The 19,432-nt window shown below is 62.0% G+C and carries 20 protein-coding genes; 11 read left to right on the top strand and 9 right to left on the bottom strand.

Translation table 11 applies throughout. The features are described from left to right. The first annotated feature begins 224 nt into the window (after positions 1–224). The 10 genes from ACM6IM_RS29205 (at position 225) to ACM6IM_RS29160 (ending at position 7,247) form a co-directional block, all read left to right on the top strand. Entirely contained in the window at positions 225–1,199 is a 975-nt protein-coding gene (locus tag ACM6IM_RS29205) for a KpsF/GutQ family sugar-phosphate isomerase (protein WP_192309684.1), read from the top strand. Further along, a complete protein-coding gene (locus ACM6IM_RS29200; RefSeq protein ID WP_192309682.1) occupies positions 1,199–1,723 on the top strand; it encodes a KdsC family phosphatase in 525 nt (174 codons plus the stop codon). Before ACM6IM_RS29205 ends, ACM6IM_RS29200 begins: the two co-directional genes overlap by 1 nt. A 7-nt stretch (positions 1,724–1,730) precedes the next feature. After that, positions 1,731–2,303 (top strand): LPS export ABC transporter periplasmic protein LptC, encoded by a 573-nt coding sequence (gene lptC / locus ACM6IM_RS29195; protein WP_192309679.1) that lies wholly within the window; start codon positions 1,731–1,733, stop codon positions 2,301–2,303. Continuing rightward, positions 2,290–2,838, top strand: a complete 549-nt coding sequence (gene lptA, locus ACM6IM_RS29190; protein WP_192309677.1) for a lipopolysaccharide transport periplasmic protein LptA — start codon at positions 2,290–2,292, stop codon at positions 2,836–2,838. The genes lptC and lptA overlap by 14 nt, the downstream gene beginning before the upstream one ends. Continuing rightward, a complete protein-coding gene (gene lptB / locus ACM6IM_RS29185; protein WP_192309675.1) occupies positions 2,838–3,563 on the top strand; it encodes an LPS export ABC transporter ATP-binding protein in 726 nt (241 codons plus the stop codon). Before lptA ends, lptB begins: the two co-directional genes overlap by 1 nt. A 182-nt stretch (positions 3,564–3,745) precedes the next feature. Continuing rightward, on the top strand, positions 3,746–5,239 hold the full coding sequence (locus tag ACM6IM_RS29180; protein WP_192309672.1) for an RNA polymerase factor sigma-54: 1,494 nt from the start codon (positions 3,746–3,748) through the stop codon (positions 5,237–5,239). Positions 5,240–5,313: 74 nt separating this feature from the next. Next, entirely contained in the window at positions 5,314–5,622 is a 309-nt protein-coding gene (hpf, locus tag ACM6IM_RS29175; protein ID WP_047537716.1) for a ribosome hibernation-promoting factor, HPF/YfiA family, read from the top strand. A gap of 12 nt (positions 5,623–5,634) precedes the next feature. Next, complete coding sequence (ptsN, locus tag ACM6IM_RS29170) at positions 5,635–6,099, top strand: PTS IIA-like nitrogen regulatory protein PtsN (protein ID WP_192309670.1); 465 nt, start codon at positions 5,635–5,637, stop codon at positions 6,097–6,099. Between the two features lie 2 nt (positions 6,100–6,101). After that, positions 6,102–6,959: an RNase adapter RapZ gene (rapZ, locus tag ACM6IM_RS29165; RefSeq protein WP_192309668.1), complete on the top strand. Its 858-nt coding sequence runs from the start codon at positions 6,102–6,104 to the stop codon at positions 6,957–6,959. A gap of 15 nt (positions 6,960–6,974) precedes the next feature. Next, a complete protein-coding gene (locus ACM6IM_RS29160; RefSeq protein ID WP_192309666.1) occupies positions 6,975–7,247 on the top strand; it encodes an HPr family phosphocarrier protein in 273 nt (90 codons plus the stop codon). A 46-nt stretch (positions 7,248–7,293) separates the two neighbouring features. Here ACM6IM_RS29160 and ACM6IM_RS29155 read toward each other — a convergent pair whose 3' ends face one another. The 6 genes from ACM6IM_RS29155 to pmbA form a co-directional block, all read right to left on the bottom strand. After that, positions 7,294–8,187: a ZIP family metal transporter gene (locus tag ACM6IM_RS29155; protein ID WP_414867000.1), complete on the bottom strand. Its 894-nt coding sequence runs from the start codon at positions 8,185–8,187 to the stop codon at positions 7,294–7,296. Between the two features lie 30 nt (positions 8,188–8,217). Beyond that, positions 8,218–8,829, bottom strand: coding sequence for a superoxide dismutase (locus ACM6IM_RS29150; RefSeq protein WP_414866999.1), 612 nt, complete (start codon positions 8,827–8,829; stop codon positions 8,218–8,220). Between the two features lies 1 nt (position 8,830). After that, the gene (locus tag ACM6IM_RS29145; protein ID WP_414866998.1) at positions 8,831–9,262 is read right to left on the bottom strand and encodes a hypothetical protein; all 432 of its coding nucleotides are present in this window, start codon (positions 9,260–9,262) and stop codon (positions 8,831–8,833) included. Between the two features lie 27 nt (positions 9,263–9,289). Then, the gene (locus tag ACM6IM_RS29140) at positions 9,290–10,666 is read right to left on the bottom strand and encodes a class II fumarate hydratase (RefSeq protein WP_414866997.1); all 1,377 of its coding nucleotides are present in this window, start codon (positions 10,664–10,666) and stop codon (positions 9,290–9,292) included. Further along, positions 10,647–11,054, bottom strand: coding sequence for a FagA protein (locus tag ACM6IM_RS29135; protein WP_192309655.1), 408 nt, complete (start codon positions 11,052–11,054; stop codon positions 10,647–10,649). Before ACM6IM_RS29135 ends, ACM6IM_RS29140 begins: the two co-directional genes overlap by 20 nt. A 148-nt stretch (positions 11,055–11,202) precedes the next feature. After that, entirely contained in the window at positions 11,203–12,549 is a 1,347-nt protein-coding gene (gene pmbA / locus ACM6IM_RS29130) for a metalloprotease PmbA (RefSeq protein ID WP_414866996.1), read from the bottom strand. Between the two features lie 108 nt (positions 12,550–12,657). Here pmbA and yjgA point away from each other — a divergent pair, with 108 nt between their 5' ends. Continuing rightward, complete coding sequence (gene yjgA / locus ACM6IM_RS29125; RefSeq protein ID WP_192309650.1) at positions 12,658–13,182, top strand: ribosome biogenesis factor YjgA; 525 nt, start codon at positions 12,658–12,660, stop codon at positions 13,180–13,182. A gap of 49 nt (positions 13,183–13,231) precedes the next feature. Here yjgA and tldD read toward each other — a convergent pair whose 3' ends face one another. The 3 genes from tldD to ACM6IM_RS29110 form a co-directional block, all read right to left on the bottom strand. Then, positions 13,232–14,674, bottom strand: coding sequence for a metalloprotease TldD (gene tldD, locus ACM6IM_RS29120; RefSeq protein WP_414866995.1), 1,443 nt, complete (start codon positions 14,672–14,674; stop codon positions 13,232–13,234). Positions 14,675–14,691: 17 nt separating this feature from the next. Further along, complete coding sequence (locus ACM6IM_RS29115; RefSeq protein WP_414866994.1) at positions 14,692–15,540, bottom strand: carbon-nitrogen hydrolase family protein; 849 nt, start codon at positions 15,538–15,540, stop codon at positions 14,692–14,694. Positions 15,541–15,611: 71 nt separating this feature from the next. Further along, positions 15,612–19,415, bottom strand: coding sequence for a YhdP family protein (locus ACM6IM_RS29110; RefSeq protein ID WP_414866993.1), 3,804 nt, complete (start codon positions 19,413–19,415; stop codon positions 15,612–15,614). Between the last annotated feature and the right edge of the window lie 17 nt (positions 19,416–19,432).

The raw sequence follows: 19,432 nt of genomic DNA, 5'->3' as shown, positions 1-19,432 counted from the left end.
AAGCACATACCTCCCCGGGCGGGCCGAACTGGCGGCGAACTATATCACTGCAAAGGCTGAGCGCCCAAGCGTCAAGCCGACCCTGCCCCACCAGATGATAAAAAAATGACGTCAATTACCCGCATTCAGTAACAAGGAATGACAAAGCGTGACGAACTTGCGTGAGGGTTTCGATCATTACCGCTATAATCGCCGCCTTTTCCTCAGGCCAAACGATTTCTGACATGAGCCAATCAAGCGAGCTGATCCAATCGGCACAACGCACCATCCGCCTCGAACTGGAAGCCGTACAAGGCTTGCTGCCCCGTATCGACGCAGATTTCGTACGCGCTTGCGAGATGATTCTGGCCAGCAAAGGCCGAGTGGTCGTGGTCGGCATGGGCAAATCCGGGCACATCGGCAACAAGATTGCCGCCACCCTGGCCAGCACCGGCACCACGGCGTTTTTTGTCCACCCGGCCGAAGCCAGCCACGGCGACATGGGCATGATCACCCGTGACGACATCATCCTGGCCTTGTCGAACTCCGGCTCCACCAATGAAATCGTCACCCTGCTGCCGCTGATCAAGCGCCTGGGCATCCAGTTGATCAGCATGACCGGCAACCCCGAGTCACCGCTGGCCAAGGCGGCCGAGGTCAACCTCAACGTGCACGTCGAGCACGAAGCCTGCCCGCTCAACCTGGCGCCGACGTCCTCGACCACCGCCGCCCTGATCATGGGCGACGCCCTGGCAGTTGCACTGCTCGAGGCCCGCGGCTTCACCGCCGAAGACTTCGCGTTTTCCCACCCGGGCGGCGCATTGGGCCGACGCCTGCTGCTGAAAGTGGAAAACGTCATGCACGCCGGACAGGAGCTGCCGCAAGTCCAGCGCGGCACCCTGCTCAAGGACGCATTGATGGAAATGACGCGCAAGGGCCTGGGCATGACCGTCATCCTGGAAGCCGACGGCAAGCTGGCCGGGATCTTCACGGACGGCGACCTGCGCCGCACCCTGGACCGCAGCATCGATATCCACAGCGCCACGATCGATCAGGTCATGACCGCCCACGGCAAGACCGGCCGCGCCGAAATGCTCGCCGCCGAGGCCCTGAAAATCATGGAAGACCATAAAATCAGTGCACTGGTGGTGGTCGACGGCGACGATCGTCCGGTCGGCGCCCTGAACATGCACGACTTGTTGCGTGCAGGAGTAATGTAATGAGTGCTGACCTGCTGCAACGCGGCAAACAGATCAAACTGGCCGTCTTCGACGTCGACGGTGTGTTGACCGACGGACACCTGTACTTTCTTGAAGACGGCAGCGAGTTCAAGGCCTTCAACACACTCGACGGCCAGGGCATCAAGATGCTCATGGCCGCGGGTGTGCAGACAGCCATTATCAGCGGCCGCAAGTCCCCGGCGGTCGAACGTCGGGCGATGAACCTGGGCATTCCCCATGTTTATCAGGGTCGCGAAGACAAGCTGGTGGTGCTGGACGGATTGCTGGCCCAGCTCGGCCTGAGCCATGAAAACGTCGCCTACCTCGGCGACGACTTGCCCGACCTGCCGGTGATTCGCCGGGTGGGCCTGGGGATTGCGGTGGCCAACGCCGCCAGTTTTGTCCGTGAACACGCTCACGGCGTTACCCAGGCCCGTGGCGGCGAGGGTGCCGCCCGCGAATTCTGCGAACTGATCCTGCGTGCCCAGGGCCGCCTCGATGCGGCCAACGCCGCGTACCTGTGAGCCAACTATGCTGAGCAAGAAATTTCGCAACGTCCTGGTGTTCGGTTGCATCGCAGCGATCTTCGCTGCGGTCGGCTACTGGAACATCAGCCCGGAACGCTTCCTCGACAAGCCGGCGGCCAAGACCCAGGACAGCCCGATCGACTGGTACGCGACCAATACTCACACCCTGCAATACCTCGAAGACGGACGCGTGCAGTACGAAATGACGTCCGACAAGGCCGAGCACGTCAAAGCCACCGATATCACGCTGGTCACCAAGCCGGACCTGAACATGTACCGCGGCACCGACTTTCCGTGGCATGTCACCAGCGACCGCGGTGAAGTGAACCCTGGCGGTACCGAGGTCGAACTGATCGACAACGTGCGCGTCAAGCGCACCGACGAAAAGAAACGCGACACCCTCATCACCTCCACCCGCATGACGGTGTTCCCGCAGCAGCAATATGCGCAGACCCAGCAACCCGTTAGAATCGACGGCGCCGGTGGCGTATCGACTGGCGTAGGCATGAAAGCGTATTTGAAGGACAGCAGGATACACCTGCTATCGAACGTAAGAGGACAGTATGAGGCTCGTTAAAACTCTCCCTATTTTGCTCGGTCTGGGCGCAGCACTGGGAAGCGTGAGCGCCTGGGCTCTGCCGACCGATCAGCAGCAGCCTATCCGCATTCAGGCCGACGACGCCCAGCTGGACGACAAGAATGGCGTTGCCACCTACACCGGCGACGTCATCATCACCCAGGGCTCGATGAAGGTCACCGGCAACAAGGTGACCATGACCCGCGCCCCGAACGGTGACATCGACGTGGTGACTTCGGTCGGCAACCTCGCCTACTTCGAGCAACTGCAAACGGCGGGCGACACCAAGCCGGTGCAAGGCTGGGGCGTCACCATCCAGTACCACGCCACGCAAGACCGCGTGGTACTGATCGATCGGGCCAAGGTCGTCGACAAGGACGGCAACGTGACCCAGGGCGAGAAAATCGTCTATGACACCAACAAGAAGCTCGCCAGCGCCGGCCGTGCCACAGGCACCAACGTGACCGAGTCGCGTCCGCGGATCGACATGGTGATCCAGCCGAAAAAGAAAACCGACGAGCAGAAGGCCCAGTAATGGCAACTCTGAAAGCTCAGCATCTGGCCAAGAGCTACAAGAGCCGCCAGGTCGTGCGCGACGTCAGCCTGTCCATCGACAGCGGTCAGATCGTCGGCCTGCTCGGCCCCAACGGCGCCGGCAAGACCACCTGCTTCTACATGATCGTCGGTCTGGTCCAGGCCGATCAGGGCCGCGTCCTGATCGACGACCTGGACGTCAGCCACCAGCCGATGCACGGCCGTGCGAAGGCCGGTATCGGCTACCTGCCGCAGGAAGCGTCGATCTTCCGCAAGCTCTCCGTTGCCGACAACATCATGGCGATCCTCGAGACGCGCAAGGAACTCGACAAGGCCGGCCGTCGCAAGGAACTGGAAAGCCTGCTGCAGGAATTCCACATCAGCCATATCCGCGACAACCTCGGCATGAGCCTGTCCGGTGGTGAGCGCCGTCGCGTGGAAATCGCCCGCGCACTGGCCACCAGCCCGAAATTCATCCTCCTCGACGAACCCTTCGCCGGTGTGGACCCGATTTCCGTGGGCGACATCAAGCAGATCATTCACCACCTCAAGGCCAAGGGCATTGGCGTGCTGATCACCGACCACAACGTCCGCGAAACCCTGGATATCTGCGAAACCGCCTATATCGTCAACGATGGACAGCTGATCGCCGAGGGCGACTCTGCCACCATCCTGGCCAACGACCTGGTCAAGGAAGTTTATCTGGGCCATGAGTTCCGCCTGTAAGCACTGAGGCCACGGGCTGGGCGGCCGAGCGCTCGTACCGATGAAAAATCAAGATTTTTTTATTGTTACAGCGCTCTAGGCAAACGATGTTATTTCGGGCATATAATTTGCTTATGTTTGGCGCTCCGGCGCCCTGTAGTGGATGGCGCATGCGCGCCGGAATAAGGTGTTAAGCCCCTGCCATGAAACCATCGCTAGTCTTGAGAATGGGCCAGCAGCTGACGATGACACCGCAGCTGCAACAGGCCATCCGCCTGCTCCAATTGTCGACCCTGGACCTGCAACAGGAAATCCAGGAGGCCCTGGAGTCCAATCCGATGCTCGAACGCCAGGAAGAAGGCGACGACTTCGATAACTCCGACCCCATGGCCGACAACGTCGAACACAAGCCCAACACCGAAATCCAGGAACCCTCCTACCAGGAAAGCACGCCGACGGTCGACAACCTCGAGGAAGGCGACTGGAACGAGCGCATCCCCAATGAACTGCCCGTCGACACCGCCTGGGAAGACGTTTACCAGACCAGCGCCAGCAGCCTGCCGAGCAACGATGACGACGAGTGGGATTTCACCACCCGCACCTCGGCCGGTGAAAGCCTGCAAAGCCACCTGCTGTGGCAACTGAACCTGGCGCCGATGTCCGACACCGATCGCCTGATTGCCGTCACCCTGATCGATTGCATCAACAACCAGGGTTACCTGGACGAAACCCTCGAAGAAATCCTCGAAGCCTTCGATCCGGAACTGGACATCGAACTGGACGAAATCGAAGCCGTCCTGCACCGCATCCAGCAATTCGAACCGGCCGGCATTGCCGCCCGCAATCTCGGCGAATGCCTGCTGCTGCAATTGCGCCAGTTGCCCGCCAAGACCCCCTGGCTGGCCGAAGCCAAGCGCCTGGTCAGCGACTACATCGACCTGCTCGGCAGTCGCGACTACAGCCAGCTGATGCGCCGCATGAAACTCAAGGAAGACGAGCTGCGCCAGGTGATCGAACTGGTTCAAAGCCTCAATCCGCGCCCGGGCTCGCAGATCGAGTCCAGTGAAGCCGAATACGTCGTTCCCGACGTGATCGTGCGCAAGGACAACGAGCGCTGGCTGGTGGAACTGAATCAGGAGTCGGTGCCACGGCTGCGGGTCAACGCCCAATATGCCGGTTTCGTGCGCCGCGCCGACACCAGCGCCGACAACACCTTCATGCGCAATCAGTTGCAGGAGGCTCGCTGGTTCATCAAGAGCCTGCAAAGCCGCAACGAAACGCTGATGAAAGTGGCCACCCAGATCGTCGAACATCAGCGCGGTTTTCTGGAATACGGCGACGAAGCCATGAAACCGCTGGTCCTGCATGACATCGCCGAAGCGGTGGGCATGCACGAATCGACGATTTCCCGGGTGACCACGCAGAAATTCATGCATACCCCCCGGGGCATCTATGAGCTGAAATACTTTTTCTCCAGCCATGTCAGCACCTCCGAAGGCGGCGAATGCTCGTCCACGGCGATTCGCGCAATCATCAAAAAACTGGTTGCCGCGGAAAATCAGAAAAAGCCGTTGAGTGACAGCAAGATCGCTGGTTTACTGGAGGCACAAGGCATTCAGGTGGCTCGCCGCACCGTCGCCAAGTACCGCGAATCCCTCGGGATCGCGCCTTCGAGCGAACGCAAGCGGTTGATGTAGGGCCACGCCACAGCGTTCCAGTGGTAGATCATCGGATCTACCGCTTTATGCACTGGCAACGAAGGAGAAGCTGTATGCAAGTCAATATCAGTGGACACCAACTGGAAGTGACCGAACCTCTTCGCACCTACATCGGCGAAAAACTCCAACGACTGGAGCGGCATTTCGACAAGATCACCAACGTGCAGGTCACGATGACGGTCGAGAAGCTGAAGCAGAAAATCGAAGCCACGCTGCATATTCCCGGCAATGAAGTCGTCGCCAACGCGGAACATACCGATATGTACGCGGCGATCGACGCATTGACCGACAAGCTGGATAAACAACTCAAAAAGCATAAGGAAAAGACCCAGAGCCTCCTCCAGGGCGCAACCGGTCGTTAACACCCCCAACCCATGATCCGACTTGAAAGCATCCTGACCCCCGGCCGTTCCCTGGTGAACGTGCCGGGAGGCAGTAAAAAGAAAGCCCTCGAGCAAATTGCCAACCTGATCGCCCGGGAAGTCCCCGATCTGGAGATGCAAGATGTTTTCGAGGCCCTGATAGCCCGTGAAAAACTCGGCTCGACCGGTTTTGGCAACGGCATCGCCATTCCCCACTGTCGGCTCAAAGGTTGTATCTCACCCGTCAGTGCCTTGATGCACCTGGATGCACCCATCGATTTTGACGCCATCGACGGCGCTCCGGTCGACCTGCTGTTCGTTCTGCTGGTCCCGCAAGCCGCTACCGATGCGCACCTTGAATTGCTCCGCCAGATCGCCAGCATGCTCGATCGCAAGGAAGTCCGTGATCGCCTGCGCAGCGCTTCGAGCAATGAAGCCTTGTATCAGGTTGTCCTGGACGAGCAGAACGGGCACTAATCATGCGCTTGATCATCGTCAGTGGCCGTTCCGGCTCAGGTAAAAGTACCGCGCTCGACGTGCTCGAGGACAATGGTTACTACTGCATCGACAACCTCCCGGCAGGGTTGTTGCCGGAACTGGCCGAACGCGCGCTGATCCATACTGAACTGACGCAACCGCTGGTCGCCGTCTCCATCGACGCGCGCAACCTGCCGAGCCATCTCAGCCGTTTCCCCGAACTGCTCGAGGAAGTCCGCAGCCGGCATATCCAGTGCGACGTCCTGTATCTGGATGCCGATGAAGAGACGTTACTCAAGCGCTTCTCGGAAACCCGTCGACGTCACCCGCTGAGCAGCGCCAACCGCTCCCTGGCCGAGGCGATCGAGGATGAGGCCGCCCTGCTGGGGCCGATTGCCGACCTCGCCGACCTCAAGGTCAACACCACCAATCTGAACCTGTATCAGTTGCGCGATACCATCAAGCTGCGCCTGTTGAACCAGCCGGAGCCCGGAACGGCGTTCCTGGTGGAGTCGTTTGGATTCAAGCGCGGCATGCCGGTGGATGCCGACCTGGTGTTCGACGTACGTTGCCTGCCGAACCCTTACTGGAAGCCGGAACTGCGCGAGCAGTCCGGGCTTGATCAACCGGTGGCCGAGTACCTGGCGGCACAGCCGGACGTCGAGGAGATGTTCCAGGACATTTCCACGTACCTGCTCAAATGGCTGCCCCGCTTCGCCGCCAGCAACCGCGCTTACGTCACCATCGCCATTGGCTGCACGGGCGGGCACCACCGCTCCGTCTACCTGACCGAACGTCTGGGCCAGGTCCTGCAAAAATCCCTGAAGAACGTCCAGGTCCGCCACCGCGACCTCAGCTAAAGGATTCACATCGCGATGCCTGCTCTGGAAATCGAAATCATCAACAAGCTGGGCTTGCATGCCCGTGCTTCCGCCAAATTCGTCGGCGTAGCCGGTCAATTCCCTTGCCAGATCAGGGCCGGACGCACACCGACCTCCATGGTCGACGGCAAAAGCATCATGGCCATGATGATGCTCGCCGCCGGCAAGGGCACCAAAATCCATCTAAGCACGGAAGGCGAGCAGGAACAGGAAGCGCTGGATGCGCTGGTGGCGTTAATCAACAACTACTTCGACGAAGGCGAATGAAGTCCGTCCCGTAGCAGCCGGGCACCCGGCTGCTGCATCGTCCGTGTCACGCCAGCGCCGTATCCATCACCATCATCAGGCAAAACCCGATCAGCAACCCGAGACTGGCCAGCTTGTCGTGACCATGGCGGCGCGACTCGGGGATGACCTCATGGGTGACCACCAGCAACATGGCCCCGGCCGCCAGCGCCAGCCCCAACGGCAGGAGCAATTCGGCCAGGCTGACCAGCCAGGCGCACAACAGCGCAAAAACCGGCTCGACCAGCCCTGACGCCGCACCGATCAGGAACGCCTTGCCCCGCGACATTCCTGCTCCGGCCAACACCAGGGCGATCACCAGACCTTCCGGCACATCCTGCAGCGCGATCCCCATGGCCAGGCTGTCGGCGTCGGGCATGCCGCCACCCGCCGACACCCCGACAGCCATACCTTCGGGAATGTTGTGGGCAATGATGGCAAACACGAATAACCAGATCCGTGGCGGAATGACCGGTCGCTCCAGGGTGCCGACGAGCATCTCGGGAGAGGCCCCGGACAGCTTGAGATCCACCAGAAACAAGCCGAACGCGCCGAGCATGATACCGAAACAGATCAGACCGCTGGCCGCCCAAGGCGTCATCCCGAGGTTTTCTGCCGCCGCAATACCGGGGACGATCAGCGAAAACGCCGTCGCCGCGAGCATCACCCCGGCACCGAAGCCGAGCAGTGTATCGCTGAGCGCCTGGGGCATGCGTCGGATCACCAGCACCGGAACCGCCCCGAGCGCCGTCCCCAGGGCGCAGATCGCACCGCCCTGCAACGCACGCAGCAATTTCGGTTCAAGACCCAGCCACGCCAGGCCCTGGGCGACCAGCAAGCTCATACCCGCCAGCAGCAACAGCGATCCCAACGCGTAACGAAACATACGCCCACTTCCGATCGCCAGTGTTTCAGTGCCCATAGTCAGCCCTGGATCCTTTTGATAAAAGCCTCAGGCCATTGCAGCCTGATAGCGCGCAGCGACTTCAGGCCAGTTGATGACATTGTAGAAAGCGTTGATGTATTCCGGGCGGCGGTTCTGATATTGCAGGTAATAAGCGTGCTCCCAGACATCCAGGCCGAGGATCGGTGTGTTGCCGTTCATCAACGGACTGTCCTGGTTGCCGCTGCTTTCAACCACCAGGGTCTTTTGCGGGGTCACGCTCAACCAGGCCCAGCCGCTGCCGAAGCGGGTCAGCGCGGCCTTGGTGAACGCCTCCTTGAAACGCTCGAGACCGCCCAACTGCGCGTCGATTGCCTGGGCCAGCGCGCCGTCCGGCTGACCGCCACCGTTGGGCACCATGACTGCCCAGAACAGCGAATGGTTGGCATGGCCACCGCCCTGGTTGATCACCGCAGCCCGCAGCTTTTCCGGCAACTGCTGGACGGCCGCCACCAGTTTTTCCACCGGCCACTCAGCGAACTCGGTGCCCTCGACGGCGGCGTTGAGGTTGTTGATGTAGGTCTGGTGGTGCTTGGTGTAGTGGATTTCCATGGTCTGCGCATCGATGTGCGGTTCCAGGGCATCGTAGGCGTACGGCAAGGCAGGCAAGCTAAAAGCCATTTCAATGAACTCCGTGATGGTGAGGCGCAGGGGGCGACGCCGCATCGATGTGCAGCAAACGATGGGTGCGCGGGTATTCGCCGTGTTCGCTGATGAAGTTCAGCAGTTCGACATAGGTTTTGCTGCTCTGGCGCAACGCGGCTTCCCGCAGCGCCGTTGCCACTCGAGGATCCTGGAGGGTCTTGAGCAGCCGCTGGTGGATGGCACACAGGTACTCGGCGCTCTCCTCCGGCTGATTCAAGCGCAAGTGCAGGTCCGCGAGGTTGTGGTGGGAGATCACGCAGGCCGCCACCGCTTCATCGGCATCGGGCCAGCGCTCGAACAACACCTGGGCCAAGGCGAGCGCCTGCAGGTAGGCCTCGCGGGCATCCACCAGTTCGCCCAGCATGAAACAGCGGTTTGCCCGTTCGATTGTGCGTTTCCAGTGTTCCATGGTGAGCCTCCAAAGCGGTGGTGGCGATTACACGCCGCCGGCGGTGAGTTTTTCCGGGTTGAGCAGTTCTTCCAGCTGACTGCGTGACAGATCGGTGTGTTCCAGCGCGACATCGATGACCGGTCGCCCCTGCTGGTAGGCTTTCTTGGCGATCTCGGCGGCTTTCTGGTAACCAATGATCGGGTTGAGCGCGGTCACCAGAATCGGGTTGCGCGACAGCGCTTCCTTGAGCCTGGACTCGTTGACCTTGAAGCTGGCGATGGCCTTTTCACCCAGCAGATGGCTGGCGTTGGCCAGCAGTTCGATGCTGCTCAGCAGGTTCTGGGCGATGATCGGCAGCATGACGTTCAGTTCGAAATTGCCCGACTGACCGGCGATGGCGATCACCGTGTCGTTGCCGATGACCTGGGCGGCGACCATGGCCGTCGCTTCCGGGATGACCGGGTTGACCTTGCCCGGCATGATCGACGAGCCCGGCTGCAACGCTTCGAGATCGATTTCACCCAGGCCGGCCAGCGGTCCGGAGTTCATCCAGCGCAAGTCATTGGCGATCTTCATCAGCGAGACCGCCGTGGTTTTCAACTGCCCGGAGAGCGCCACCGCCGTGTCCTGGGAGCCGATCAGGGCGAACAGGTTGGCCCCCGGCTGGAACGGCACCTGGGTCAGGCGCGTCAGTTCCTCGCTGAAACGCGCGGCAAACTGTGGATGCGCATTGATCCCGGTCCCCACTGCCGTGCCGCCTTGCGCCAGGGATTGCAGGCTCGGCAGCAACCCTTGCAGATGGCCGATATTGGCCTTGAGCTGTTGCGCCCAACCGTTGAGCACCTGGCTCATGCGCACCGGCATCGCGTCCATCAGGTGGGTGCGACCGGTTTTGACATGCTGATGAACCTCTTCGGCCTTGCGCTCGATCACCTGGACCAGGCGCGTCAGCGCCGGCAGCAGTTGCTCATGCAACGCCAGCGTCGCGCTGACATGGATGGTGGTCGGGATGATGTCGTTGCTGCTCTGGCCGCAATTGACGTGATCGTTGGGGTTCACCGGCTCGCCGAGCCGACGGCTGGCGAGCGTCGCGAGCACTTCGTTGGCGTTCATGTTGGAACTGGTGCCGGAACCGGTCTGGAAGATATCCACCGGGAAGTGCTGCATGAAATCGCCCTTGAGCAGCTCCAGCGCGACGTCGACGATGACTCGGCCCTGGGCCTCGCTGATCTGCTCGAGTTCGATGTTGGCCCGGGCGGCGGCGGCCTTGGCCAGGATCAAGGCCCGGATGAACTGCACCGGCATCGGTCTGCCGCTGATCGGGAAGTTATCCACTGCACGTTGGGTCTGGGCGCCGTAGAGCGCATCCACCGGGACCTGAAGTTCGCCCATGCTGTCGCGCTCAATACGAGTCTTGTTCATCTGAAAATCCTTGCACCAGTTCTATGAGGGGAATCGAGGGTTGCAACTCGCAGGTCGCCAGTTGCCAGGTGTAGCTCTGCCAGCGCTTGAGCCGGCACTTGCACAGCGACAGGCGTTCGAGATCGCGCAACGGGCGCCACGCCTGGTCCAGGCAGAATGTCCGCCAGTGCCACGGCAGCGCGACATCGGCGGCGGTGTCGAGCAGCAGACGGAACGTGGTTTCGGCGATGGTCCAGGGTGAAGTGGCCGTGCAACACGCCAGATACCGGCCTTCGGCGAGGTAGTGTTCGATCAGGCGCGGCTCATTGGGGTCCAGCGCGCAACGGATCTGGCGACTCATCCAGCGCCAGCTGTCGAGGTACGGCTGCTCGTGCAAGGCAGAACTCATGTCTCGGGCTCATTCGATAATGAGATTTATTATTAGATGATAATGAGAACCAAAACAAGCCCGTCAATGGTCTGGACGCCCAACAACGGCCCATAAAAAAGGCGCGCCACCCGATTGGTGGCGCGCCTTTTTTAAACAAGCAGAAGGTTTAGCTGCCCGCTACCGTCATCCGCTCGATCAGCACCGAGCCCGTGCGGATGTTGCTGCGCACCTCCAGGTCGTTGCCCACCGCGACGATCTGCTTGAACATGTCGCGCATGTTGCCGGCAATGGTCACTTCCTGGACCGCGAACTGGATTTCGCCGTTTTCCACCCAGTAACCCGCGGCACCGCGCGAGTAGTCGCCGGTGACCATGTTCAGGCCCTGGCCCATCAGTTCGGTGACCAGCAGACCGCGGCCCATGCGTCGCAGCAAGGCAGCCTGGTCCTCGTCGCCGTGGCTGACGAACAGGTTATGCACGCCGCCGGCGTTGGCGGTGCTCGGCATGCCCAGCTTGCGCCCGGAGTACGTGCCGAGGATGTAGGACACCAGCTCGCCTTTTTCGACGAACGGTTTGGCGTACGTGGCCAGGCCATCGCCATCGAACGCCGCGCTGCCCAGGGCACGTGCCAGATGCGGACGCTCATCGAGGGTCAGCCACTCCGGGAACAACTTCTGCCCGAGGGTGCCTTCCAGGAACGAGGACTTGCGATACAGGCTGCCGCCGGAAATCGCCGACAGGAAACTGCCGAACAAGCCACCGGCCAGCTCGGCGGAAAACAGCACCGGCACTTCACAGGTCGGAACCGGGCGCGCGCCCAGGCGGCTGGCTGCCCGCTGCGCCGCGCGTTGGCCGATGCTCACCGGGTCGGCGAGCAGATGGCCCAGGCGATTCACGTCATACCAGTAATCGCGCTGCATCTGGCCGTCGGCCTCGGCGATCATCACGCAGCTGAGGCTATGACGCGTCGACGCGTAACCGCCGATGAAACCATGGCTGTTGCCATAGACACGGCAGCCCTGATGAGTACTCAGCGTGGTGCCATCGGCGTTCTTGATCCGGGCGTCGGCATCGAAGGCCGCCGCCTCACAGAGCAAGGCTTTCTCGATGGCCTGTTCCGGGGAGATGTCCCATTCGTGGAACAGATCGAAATCCTGCAGATCCTTGGCCATCAGCGCGGCATCGGCCAGGCCCGAGGCTTCGTCTTCCGAGGTGTGCCTGGCAATGGCCAGTGCCGCCGCAACGGTTTCGCGAATGGCGTCCGGGCCACTGGCCGAGGTGCTGGCCGACCCTTTGCGCTGGCCCACATACAAGGTGATGCCAAACCCCTGGTCACGGTTGAATTCGACAGTTTCGACTTCACGCTGGCGCACCGACGTCGACAGGCCCTGTTCGAGCGACACCGCGACTTCACAGGCGCTGGCGCCCTGGCGCCTGGCTTCAGCGATGATCTGCTCGACTTGTTCCTGCAGTGCCGGCAACGCTTGTGGGCCGACGCTTTCAACTGCACTCATGCTGTTCTCCACTCAAATTCTGCTTTCGGTAAAGGCCTTCGAGCGACCGGGCCGGACAAGCGGCCCCCGACTGGTTATCATGGCGGCGTTTTCATGCGGACGGCCACCATGGTTGATTCTTACGACGACTCCCTCGATACGGGAGAAAAAAGCAAATCCCAGGTCAAACGCGAGCTGCATGCTCTGGTTGACCTCGGCGAGCGCCTCACGACACTCAAGCCTGACCTGCTGGCAAAACTGCCCTTGACCGACGCCTTGCGCCGGGCCCTGGCCGATGCGCCCAAGCACGTTGCGCACATCGCGCGTAAACGGCACCTGCAGTTCATCGGCAAACTGATGCGCGATCAGGACACTGACGCCATTCTGGTTCTGCTCGATCAACTCGATGCCTCCACTCGCCAGTACAACGAACGCTTCCACAACCTTGAACGCTGGCGCGATCGCCTGATTGCCGGTGACGATGCCGTTCTGGAAAAATTCGTCAGCGAATATCCGGACGCCGATCGCCAGCAATTGCGCTCCCTGATCCGTCAGGCCCAGCACGAGGTTGCGCAAAACAAGCCTCCTGCCTCCAGCCGTAAAATCTTCAAGTACATCCGTGAGCTGGACGAAACGCAACGCGGCCTGCGTTGAGTGTCCAGGCGAGTGAGTCGCCACGCGACCCACTCGCCGCTCCTTTCCTTTATGCGCCCGTGCCACCCACGGTAATCGCATCGATCTTCAGCGTTGGCTGGCCGACGCCCACCGGCACCGACTGCCCATCCTTGCCACACGTGCCCACGCCGCTGTCCAGCGCCAGGTCGTTACCGACCATCGACACCTTGCTCATGGCTTCCGGACCGTTGCCGATCAACGTCGCGCCTTTGACCGGCGCGGTAATCTTGCCGTCCTCGATCAGGTACGCCTCGCTGGTGGAGAACACGAACTTGCCGCTGGTGATGTCCACCTGGCCGCCGCCGAGGTTGGCGCAGTAGATGCCGCGTTTCACCGAAGCGATGATTTCCGCCGGGTCGCTTTCGCCCGCCAGCATGTAGGTGTTGGTCATGCGGGGCATCGGCAGATGGGCATAGGATTCGCGACGACCGTTGCCGGTACGGGCCACGCCCATCAGGCGCGCATTGAGCTTGTCCTGCATGTAGCCTTTGAGAACACCGTTTTCGATCAGCGTGGTGCACTCGGTTGGCGTGCCTTCATCGTCGACGCTCAGCGACCCGCGACGACCGGCCAGCGTGCCGTCATCGACGATGGTGCAGAGTTTCGACGCGACGCGCTCGCCCATGCGACCGCTGTAGGCAGAGCTGCCCTTGCGGTTGAAGTCCCCTTCCAGGCCATGGCCGACCGCTTCATGCAACAGCACGCCGGACCAGCCCGAGCCCAACACCACCGGCAACGTACCGGCCGGTGCCGGAATGGCTTCGAGATTGACCAGCGCCTGACGCAGCGCTTCACGGGCATAACTCATGGCGCGGTCTTCGGCGAGGAAATAGCGGTAGTCGGTACGCCCGCCCCCTCCATGACCACCACGTTCACGCCGGCCGTTCTGCTCAACGATCACGCTGACATTGAAACGCACCAGCGGCCGCACATCCGCCGCCAGGCTGCCATCGGTGGCGGCCACCAGAATGCGCTCCCAGACCCCGGCCATGCTCACGGTCACTTGCTGGATTCGCGGGTCGAGGGCGCGGGTCGCGACGTCGATGCGTTTGAGCAATTCGACTTTCTCGGCGCGGGTCAGCACTTCCAGCGGGTTGTCCGGGGCGTAGAGCTGAGCGACATCCTGGGCGGTGAACGCCTGCACCGTGCCGCTCTGTCCGGCACGGGAGATGGAACGGGCAGCGCGAGCCGCCGCGCCCAGGGCTTCCAGGGTGATGGCGTTGCTGTAGGCAAATCCGGTTTTTTCACCCGATTGCGCGCGCACGCCAACACCCTGGTCGAGATTGAAGCTGCCTTCCTTGACGATCCCGTCTTCCAGCGCCCACGACTCGGAAATCTGTCCCTGGAAATACAGGTCGGCGGCATCGATGCCCGGGCCGGCCAGATCACCGAGCACTGCTTGCAGGCTTTCGATGGTGACGCCACCGGGCGCCAGGAGATGTTCACTGACTGAGGACAACAACTCGCTCATATGCTTTACGCCTTAATTCATCGTTCTGAGGCAGGTCGCCGGGCGCCCTGCGAGAAAAAGCGCCGGTGACTGGACACCGGCATCCGCGCCCGGATGGACGCCTGTTCGCTGCTATCACGTTCGGCCAGCAGCACGGCCTCGCCTTGATCCTGTTGGGCCAGTATCCGCCCCCAGGGGTCGACAATCGCGGCATGGCCCCAGGTTTCCCGCGGCCCCGGATGCGTTCCACCCTGGGCGGCCGCGAGCACATAACACTGAGTCTCGATGGCACGCGCACGAATCAGCACCTCCCAATGCGCAGCGCCGGTGACGGCGGTAAAGGCCGACGGCGCGGTGATCAACTCGGCGCCGGCGGCACGCAATTCGCTGTACAGCTCGGGGAAGCGCAGGTCATAACACACCGTCAGGCCCACTCGGCCGACCGGCGTGTCCGCCACCACCACACCACTCCCGAAAGCATAGTCATCGGATTCACGATAACGCCCGCGGCTGTCCGCCACATCCACGTCGAACAGGTGCAGCTTGTCGTAGCGCGCCACTGTCTCGCCCTGATCGTCGACCAGCAACGAACACGCATGCACCTTGGCCGTCGGCCGATCCATCGGCGGCAATGGCAATGTACCAGCCACTGTCCATAACTTGAGGTCGCGGGCGGTCTGTTTCAACCAGGGCAGGATCGGACCTTCGCCCAACGCCTCGGCGCGGCCGATGTCGGCGATGTCGCGACGCCCCATGGCGGCGAAGTTTTCCGGCAGCACGGCCAGCTTCGCCCCCTGGGCAGCGGCCTGTTCGAGCAGATGCCGGGCCTGGGCCAGGTTGGCCAGCACATCGCTCTGGCTGACCATTTGAATCACCGCGACTGACATGGGCTGTATCCTTATTTGAAATCAACACGATGCTACGGCCATGCTACTCCATCGGTCCGAAGGATGGCGTTTCAAAAAGGTTTGTCGAAGGTGATTTTCGGGTCCTTGTAGGGGCCCTTGACGGTGTATTTCACGCTGGCGAAACGCGACACGCGATCACCGATCAGCTTGTCGATCAGGAACAGGGCGCCCCCGACGGCCGGTGCACCCACGATCAGCGCGGCGATCGGCAGGTTGTTGGTCACCGGCAAGGTCACCAGCAGTTTCGCGTCAAGCTGCTCGTTCACCAGATCCAGCGTGCCATCCAGCTCCACGTTGCTCGACGGGCCGGTCATCACAATCGGTTTGCTGGTCACGTAGATGCCGTTCGTCGCGGTCAGCAGTCCCTTGACCCGGTCGTAGCTCAGGCCCTTGCCGAACAGGTCAGAAAAATCGAGGCGCAGGCGACGGCCAATGGAGTTGAAGTTGAGCAGGCCAAACACCCGCAAGGCCTGGGCGCTGCCCTCCACTTCGACGAACTGCCCCTTGTTCAGCGAGGCATCGAGGGTGCCGGAGAAGCGCTTGGTGGCCAGCCACGCCGGTGAACCCGGCCAGCGGCCGTCGACGTCCATGTGGAACTCTTCACTGGTGACGCTCGGCGCAAAGCCCCAGCCCTTCAGCACATCCGCAAGGTTCTTGCCGCTGGCCCGCCCCTTGAACCAGCTGGCTGAGGCACCTGGAGGACCTTCCCAGCCGCCATCGCCCTGCAACAGAATGCCCTTGAGCCCCATGTCCAGGGTATTGAGCGCGATGCCCTTGCCGGTCGGGCGCACTTTCAGCGACCAGCCACCGACCAGGTCCTGTCCCTGGAACAACTGGTTGATGGTGATATCCAGTGCCGGGATCCGGGTGGGATCGACGCTGGCCAGCGGGTCCGGTGAGTTTTCATCGGCCAGGACCGTCGGGTCCGGCGCCGGCAACCGCACATATTGCAGATTGACCGCGATCGGCGCGGCCTTTGCGTCCGGAATGCCGACGGTGCCCTTGACCTGTTGGCTGTCGAGTTGCAGCGCCCAGGCTGCCGGCTTGCGGTTCACCTGCACCGATGCCTGGTCCAGCGTAGTCCCGAAGCCGCTGAGCTTGCCGACCTTGAAGTCCGCACTGCTGAGCAACTGCTTGGCACTGCTGCCCGGGTCCTGGCCAGCGTACTTGTCCACCAGGTCTTTCCACGGCCCGATATCCAGTTCGGAAAGCGCGCCGCGCACCCGCAGGCCCTTGGCGCCGGGCAGCACTGCATCGCCGTTACCCAGGAACAACTCGCCACGCCCCTCGGCAAAATTCGCCGGTGGCGCTTCGAAGGTGAAGCTCGCCAGCTCGCCATATTTGACCCAGTAACGACGCTCCTGCCCCTGCAGGGTCATGCGGAACATCGTGTCGCGCCCGACATCGCTCGCCATGCCGAACGGCGCAGGCAGGTCGACCGCCACGCCCTTGAGGCTTGAATTGATCAGCAACTGACTGTCGTCGCCCCCCAGGTTCAGTTGCAGTTGATACGGGATCAACCCTGACACCGGCAACGGCTGCGTCACCTTCAGCCAGTCGGTGAGTTTCTTGACCTCGACCTGTCCCGAAGCACTGACCCGGGTCTTGATCCGGCCCGGGCTGCCGTCGGCGAAAATCTGCGCAGTGACCGGCTTGTCGAAGGCCCGGGCGGCGATGTTCTGCCCGCTCAACCCCTTGTCGCTGTCGAAGCGGAAATCACCCTTGAGCTGCGTCAGTTCGAGCTCCGGATCGGCGAGCCTCAGGCGTGCCTTGGCGGTCTTGAAGTCGACCAGAATCTTCGGCTGCTCGCCTTTGGCCAGCGGGATATCCAGCTTCAGCTTGCCCTGCAGATCCCCTTCGCCCTGCCATCCGGCGAAGGTGTCGGCGGTGCCGATCGGCGCTTCCTGAAGGATTTTCAAGCCGTCGCCCAGCCCCCCGGCGAAGCCGCCATCGAGCAACAGATGGACAGACTTCCCGGCAGGCGCATGCGGGATGTTGACGTAGATGTCGCTGACCTGGGTGTCGAGCAACTGGCCCTTGCTCGCCAGAATCCGTACGCCGCTGTCCTCGATGAACACATCGCCGCTGACCTTGCTGACATGCGGCCAACCCGGCTGGAACGCCAGTTCGGCATCATGGACCTTGAAGAACAGACTGATGCTGCGGTCAGCGTCGGCGGCCCCATGGTTCAGCGAGCCCTGATACTGGAAGAACCCCTGATCGACCGCGCCCTTGAGGATGGCGGTGCGCAACCACTCATCGAGTTCCGGGCTGAGCACTTCGGGGAGGTACTTGGCGGTGTATCGGCCATCACCGTCCACCAGACCGACCCGCAGGTCCATGTAGTCTTCCTGGGTGTGGTCGAAATGCAGGCGGATGAGGAAGTCCCCGGCAATCTTGCCCTCCTCGCCCAGCACCTTCAGGTAGGGCGCGATCAGGGTGAAGCCTTCCTTGTCGAGCTTCCATGTCAGACGGGCATTGGCCTGGATGTACTGCCAGGGTTTGGCGAAGATCGGGTCCAGGTGCAGGACAAAATCCTTGCTGTCAATCCGCAGCTCGCCGTGACCGAGGTCACCGCTGATGCTGCCGCTGACATTACGCGCGGCCGGCGCACCGTGGTAGGCGTCAAAACCCACCTGCTCGAGATTGGCGGCAAAGCTGACCTTGGTGTCGTCGCTGGCACCGGGCCGAAAGTCGACCAGCACGTTGCGCAGGCCACCGGTGACCTTGAGCCGTTCTATCGCTGTGGCGAACCCCTGCGGGAGCGGCGCGAGGGCATTGAGCAACGGCGTCAGCGGGGTCAGGTCGAGGCGGTCGGCTTGCAGGTGCCAGAGTTCCTGGGCCTTGTCGGTGGCCAGGCTCTGCCTCAGTTGCAAGCGCGACTCCCAGCGGGTTTCGCCGAGATTCATGGCCAGGGAGTCCAGGGTCACCAGGAGGCCTTCGGCGCCACGCTGGAAGTAACCGTTCAGCGCAAGGTTGTTGATCTGGACCGGTTTGCGCTCGGCGTAGGCGCCCTTGATCTGCGGCGCGTTCAAACGGACCGCGCCGCTCTGCAACGCGCCCTTGTCCCAGTTGAACCAAAGCTCGCCACCGGCCTTGATCCGGGAAAAATTCCATTGCCGGGTCATGCGCTCAGGCAGCCATTTCGACCAATCGCTCTGTGGCAGGCTCAAATAGGCCTGCGCTTCGCCGTCCTGCCACTGGCTGGCGCGAATACGCGTGCGCAGGCTCATCGCCACGGGCTGGCCATCGGGCAGGTTCAGCCGCGCATCGAGCCGCTGGCGGTAGGCGCCGGTTTTCAGGTTCAAACCAACGTAGGTCAATGTCAGCGGTGGCTGGTCCAAGGGCTGCAGGGTCACCTGACTGTCGAGCACCGACAGTTGCTGCACCGCCTGCATGCGATTGAGCAGTTGTTCCGGGTCCAGCGGCTGGTCCTGTTGCACCGGCAGGCCTTCCAGCGACCAATGACCGTCCTCGCCTTCCTTGAGGCTGATTTTCAGGCCATTGAGTTCCAGATGAGCGATGCGCACTTCGCGTGCCAGCAGGCTGGCCCAGATATCCGGCACCACACGCACCTGATCCAGGTGCAGGGCGTTGGCTCCCTCGCCCACCATGACGTCGCGAGCGAACAGGATCGGGGCGAAGCCGTGCCAGTTGCCCTCCAGCGATCCAATGTTCAGCGGCATGCCCAGCGCTTCGCTGCCCTTGGCTTCGACTTCGGGCTGGTATTCGGCCACCAGCGGCGTCAGTTCGCGCCCCAGGCTGACGTACAGCGCCATCAGCACCAAAGCCAACGCGCACAGGCCCAGACCCCAGCGGGTCAGTGCGGCCATTACGCGTGTGAGACGCTCCATGTCAGTTGGCTCCCATG

This window comes from Pseudomonas sp. IT-P12 (genome assembly GCF_949767465.1).
GTDB lineage: Bacteria > Pseudomonadota > Gammaproteobacteria > Pseudomonadales > Pseudomonadaceae > Aquipseudomonas.
The sequence above is the reverse complement of the archived record's forward strand: the minus strand, read 5'-3'. Positions and strand labels throughout refer to the sequence as shown.

Coding starts and splice junctions, on each gene's coding strand:
- ACM6IM_RS29205 (WP_192309684.1), top strand. CDS start 225: ATGAGCCAATCAAGCGAGCTGATCCAATCGGCACAACGCACCATCCGC.
- ACM6IM_RS29200 (WP_192309682.1), top strand. CDS start 1,199: ATGAGTGCTGACCTGCTGCAACGCGGCAAACAGATCAAACTGGCCGTC.
- lptC (WP_192309679.1), top strand. CDS start 1,731: ATGCTGAGCAAGAAATTTCGCAACGTCCTGGTGTTCGGTTGCATCGCA.
- lptA (WP_192309677.1), top strand. CDS start 2,290: ATGAGGCTCGTTAAAACTCTCCCTATTTTGCTCGGTCTGGGCGCAGCA.
- lptB (WP_192309675.1), top strand. CDS start 2,838: ATGGCAACTCTGAAAGCTCAGCATCTGGCCAAGAGCTACAAGAGCCGC.
- ACM6IM_RS29180 (WP_192309672.1), top strand. CDS start 3,746: ATGAAACCATCGCTAGTCTTGAGAATGGGCCAGCAGCTGACGATGACA.
- hpf (WP_047537716.1), top strand. CDS start 5,314: ATGCAAGTCAATATCAGTGGACACCAACTGGAAGTGACCGAACCTCTT.
- ptsN (WP_192309670.1), top strand. CDS start 5,635: ATGATCCGACTTGAAAGCATCCTGACCCCCGGCCGTTCCCTGGTGAAC.
- rapZ (WP_192309668.1), top strand. CDS start 6,102: ATGCGCTTGATCATCGTCAGTGGCCGTTCCGGCTCAGGTAAAAGTACC.
- ACM6IM_RS29160 (WP_192309666.1), top strand. CDS start 6,975: ATGCCTGCTCTGGAAATCGAAATCATCAACAAGCTGGGCTTGCATGCC.
- ACM6IM_RS29155 (WP_414867000.1), bottom strand. CDS start 8,187: ATGGGCACTGAAACACTGGCGATCGGAAGTGGGCGTATGTTTCGTTAC.
- ACM6IM_RS29150 (WP_414866999.1), bottom strand. CDS start 8,829: ATGGCTTTTAGCTTGCCTGCCTTGCCGTACGCCTACGATGCCCTGGAA.
- ACM6IM_RS29145 (WP_414866998.1), bottom strand. CDS start 9,262: ATGGAACACTGGAAACGCACAATCGAACGGGCAAACCGCTGTTTCATG.
- ACM6IM_RS29140 (WP_414866997.1), bottom strand. CDS start 10,666: ATGAACAAGACTCGTATTGAGCGCGACAGCATGGGCGAACTTCAGGTC.
- ACM6IM_RS29135 (WP_192309655.1), bottom strand. CDS start 11,054: ATGAGTTCTGCCTTGCACGAGCAGCCGTACCTCGACAGCTGGCGCTGG.
- pmbA (WP_414866996.1), bottom strand. CDS start 12,549: ATGAGTGCAGTTGAAAGCGTCGGCCCACAAGCGTTGCCGGCACTGCAG.
- yjgA (WP_192309650.1), top strand. CDS start 12,658: ATGGTTGATTCTTACGACGACTCCCTCGATACGGGAGAAAAAAGCAAA.
- tldD (WP_414866995.1), bottom strand. CDS start 14,674: ATGAGCGAGTTGTTGTCCTCAGTCAGTGAACATCTCCTGGCGCCCGGT.
- ACM6IM_RS29115 (WP_414866994.1), bottom strand. CDS start 15,540: ATGTCAGTCGCGGTGATTCAAATGGTCAGCCAGAGCGATGTGCTGGCC.
- ACM6IM_RS29110 (WP_414866993.1), bottom strand. CDS start 19,415: ATGGAGCGTCTCACACGCGTAATGGCCGCACTGACCCGCTGGGGTCTG.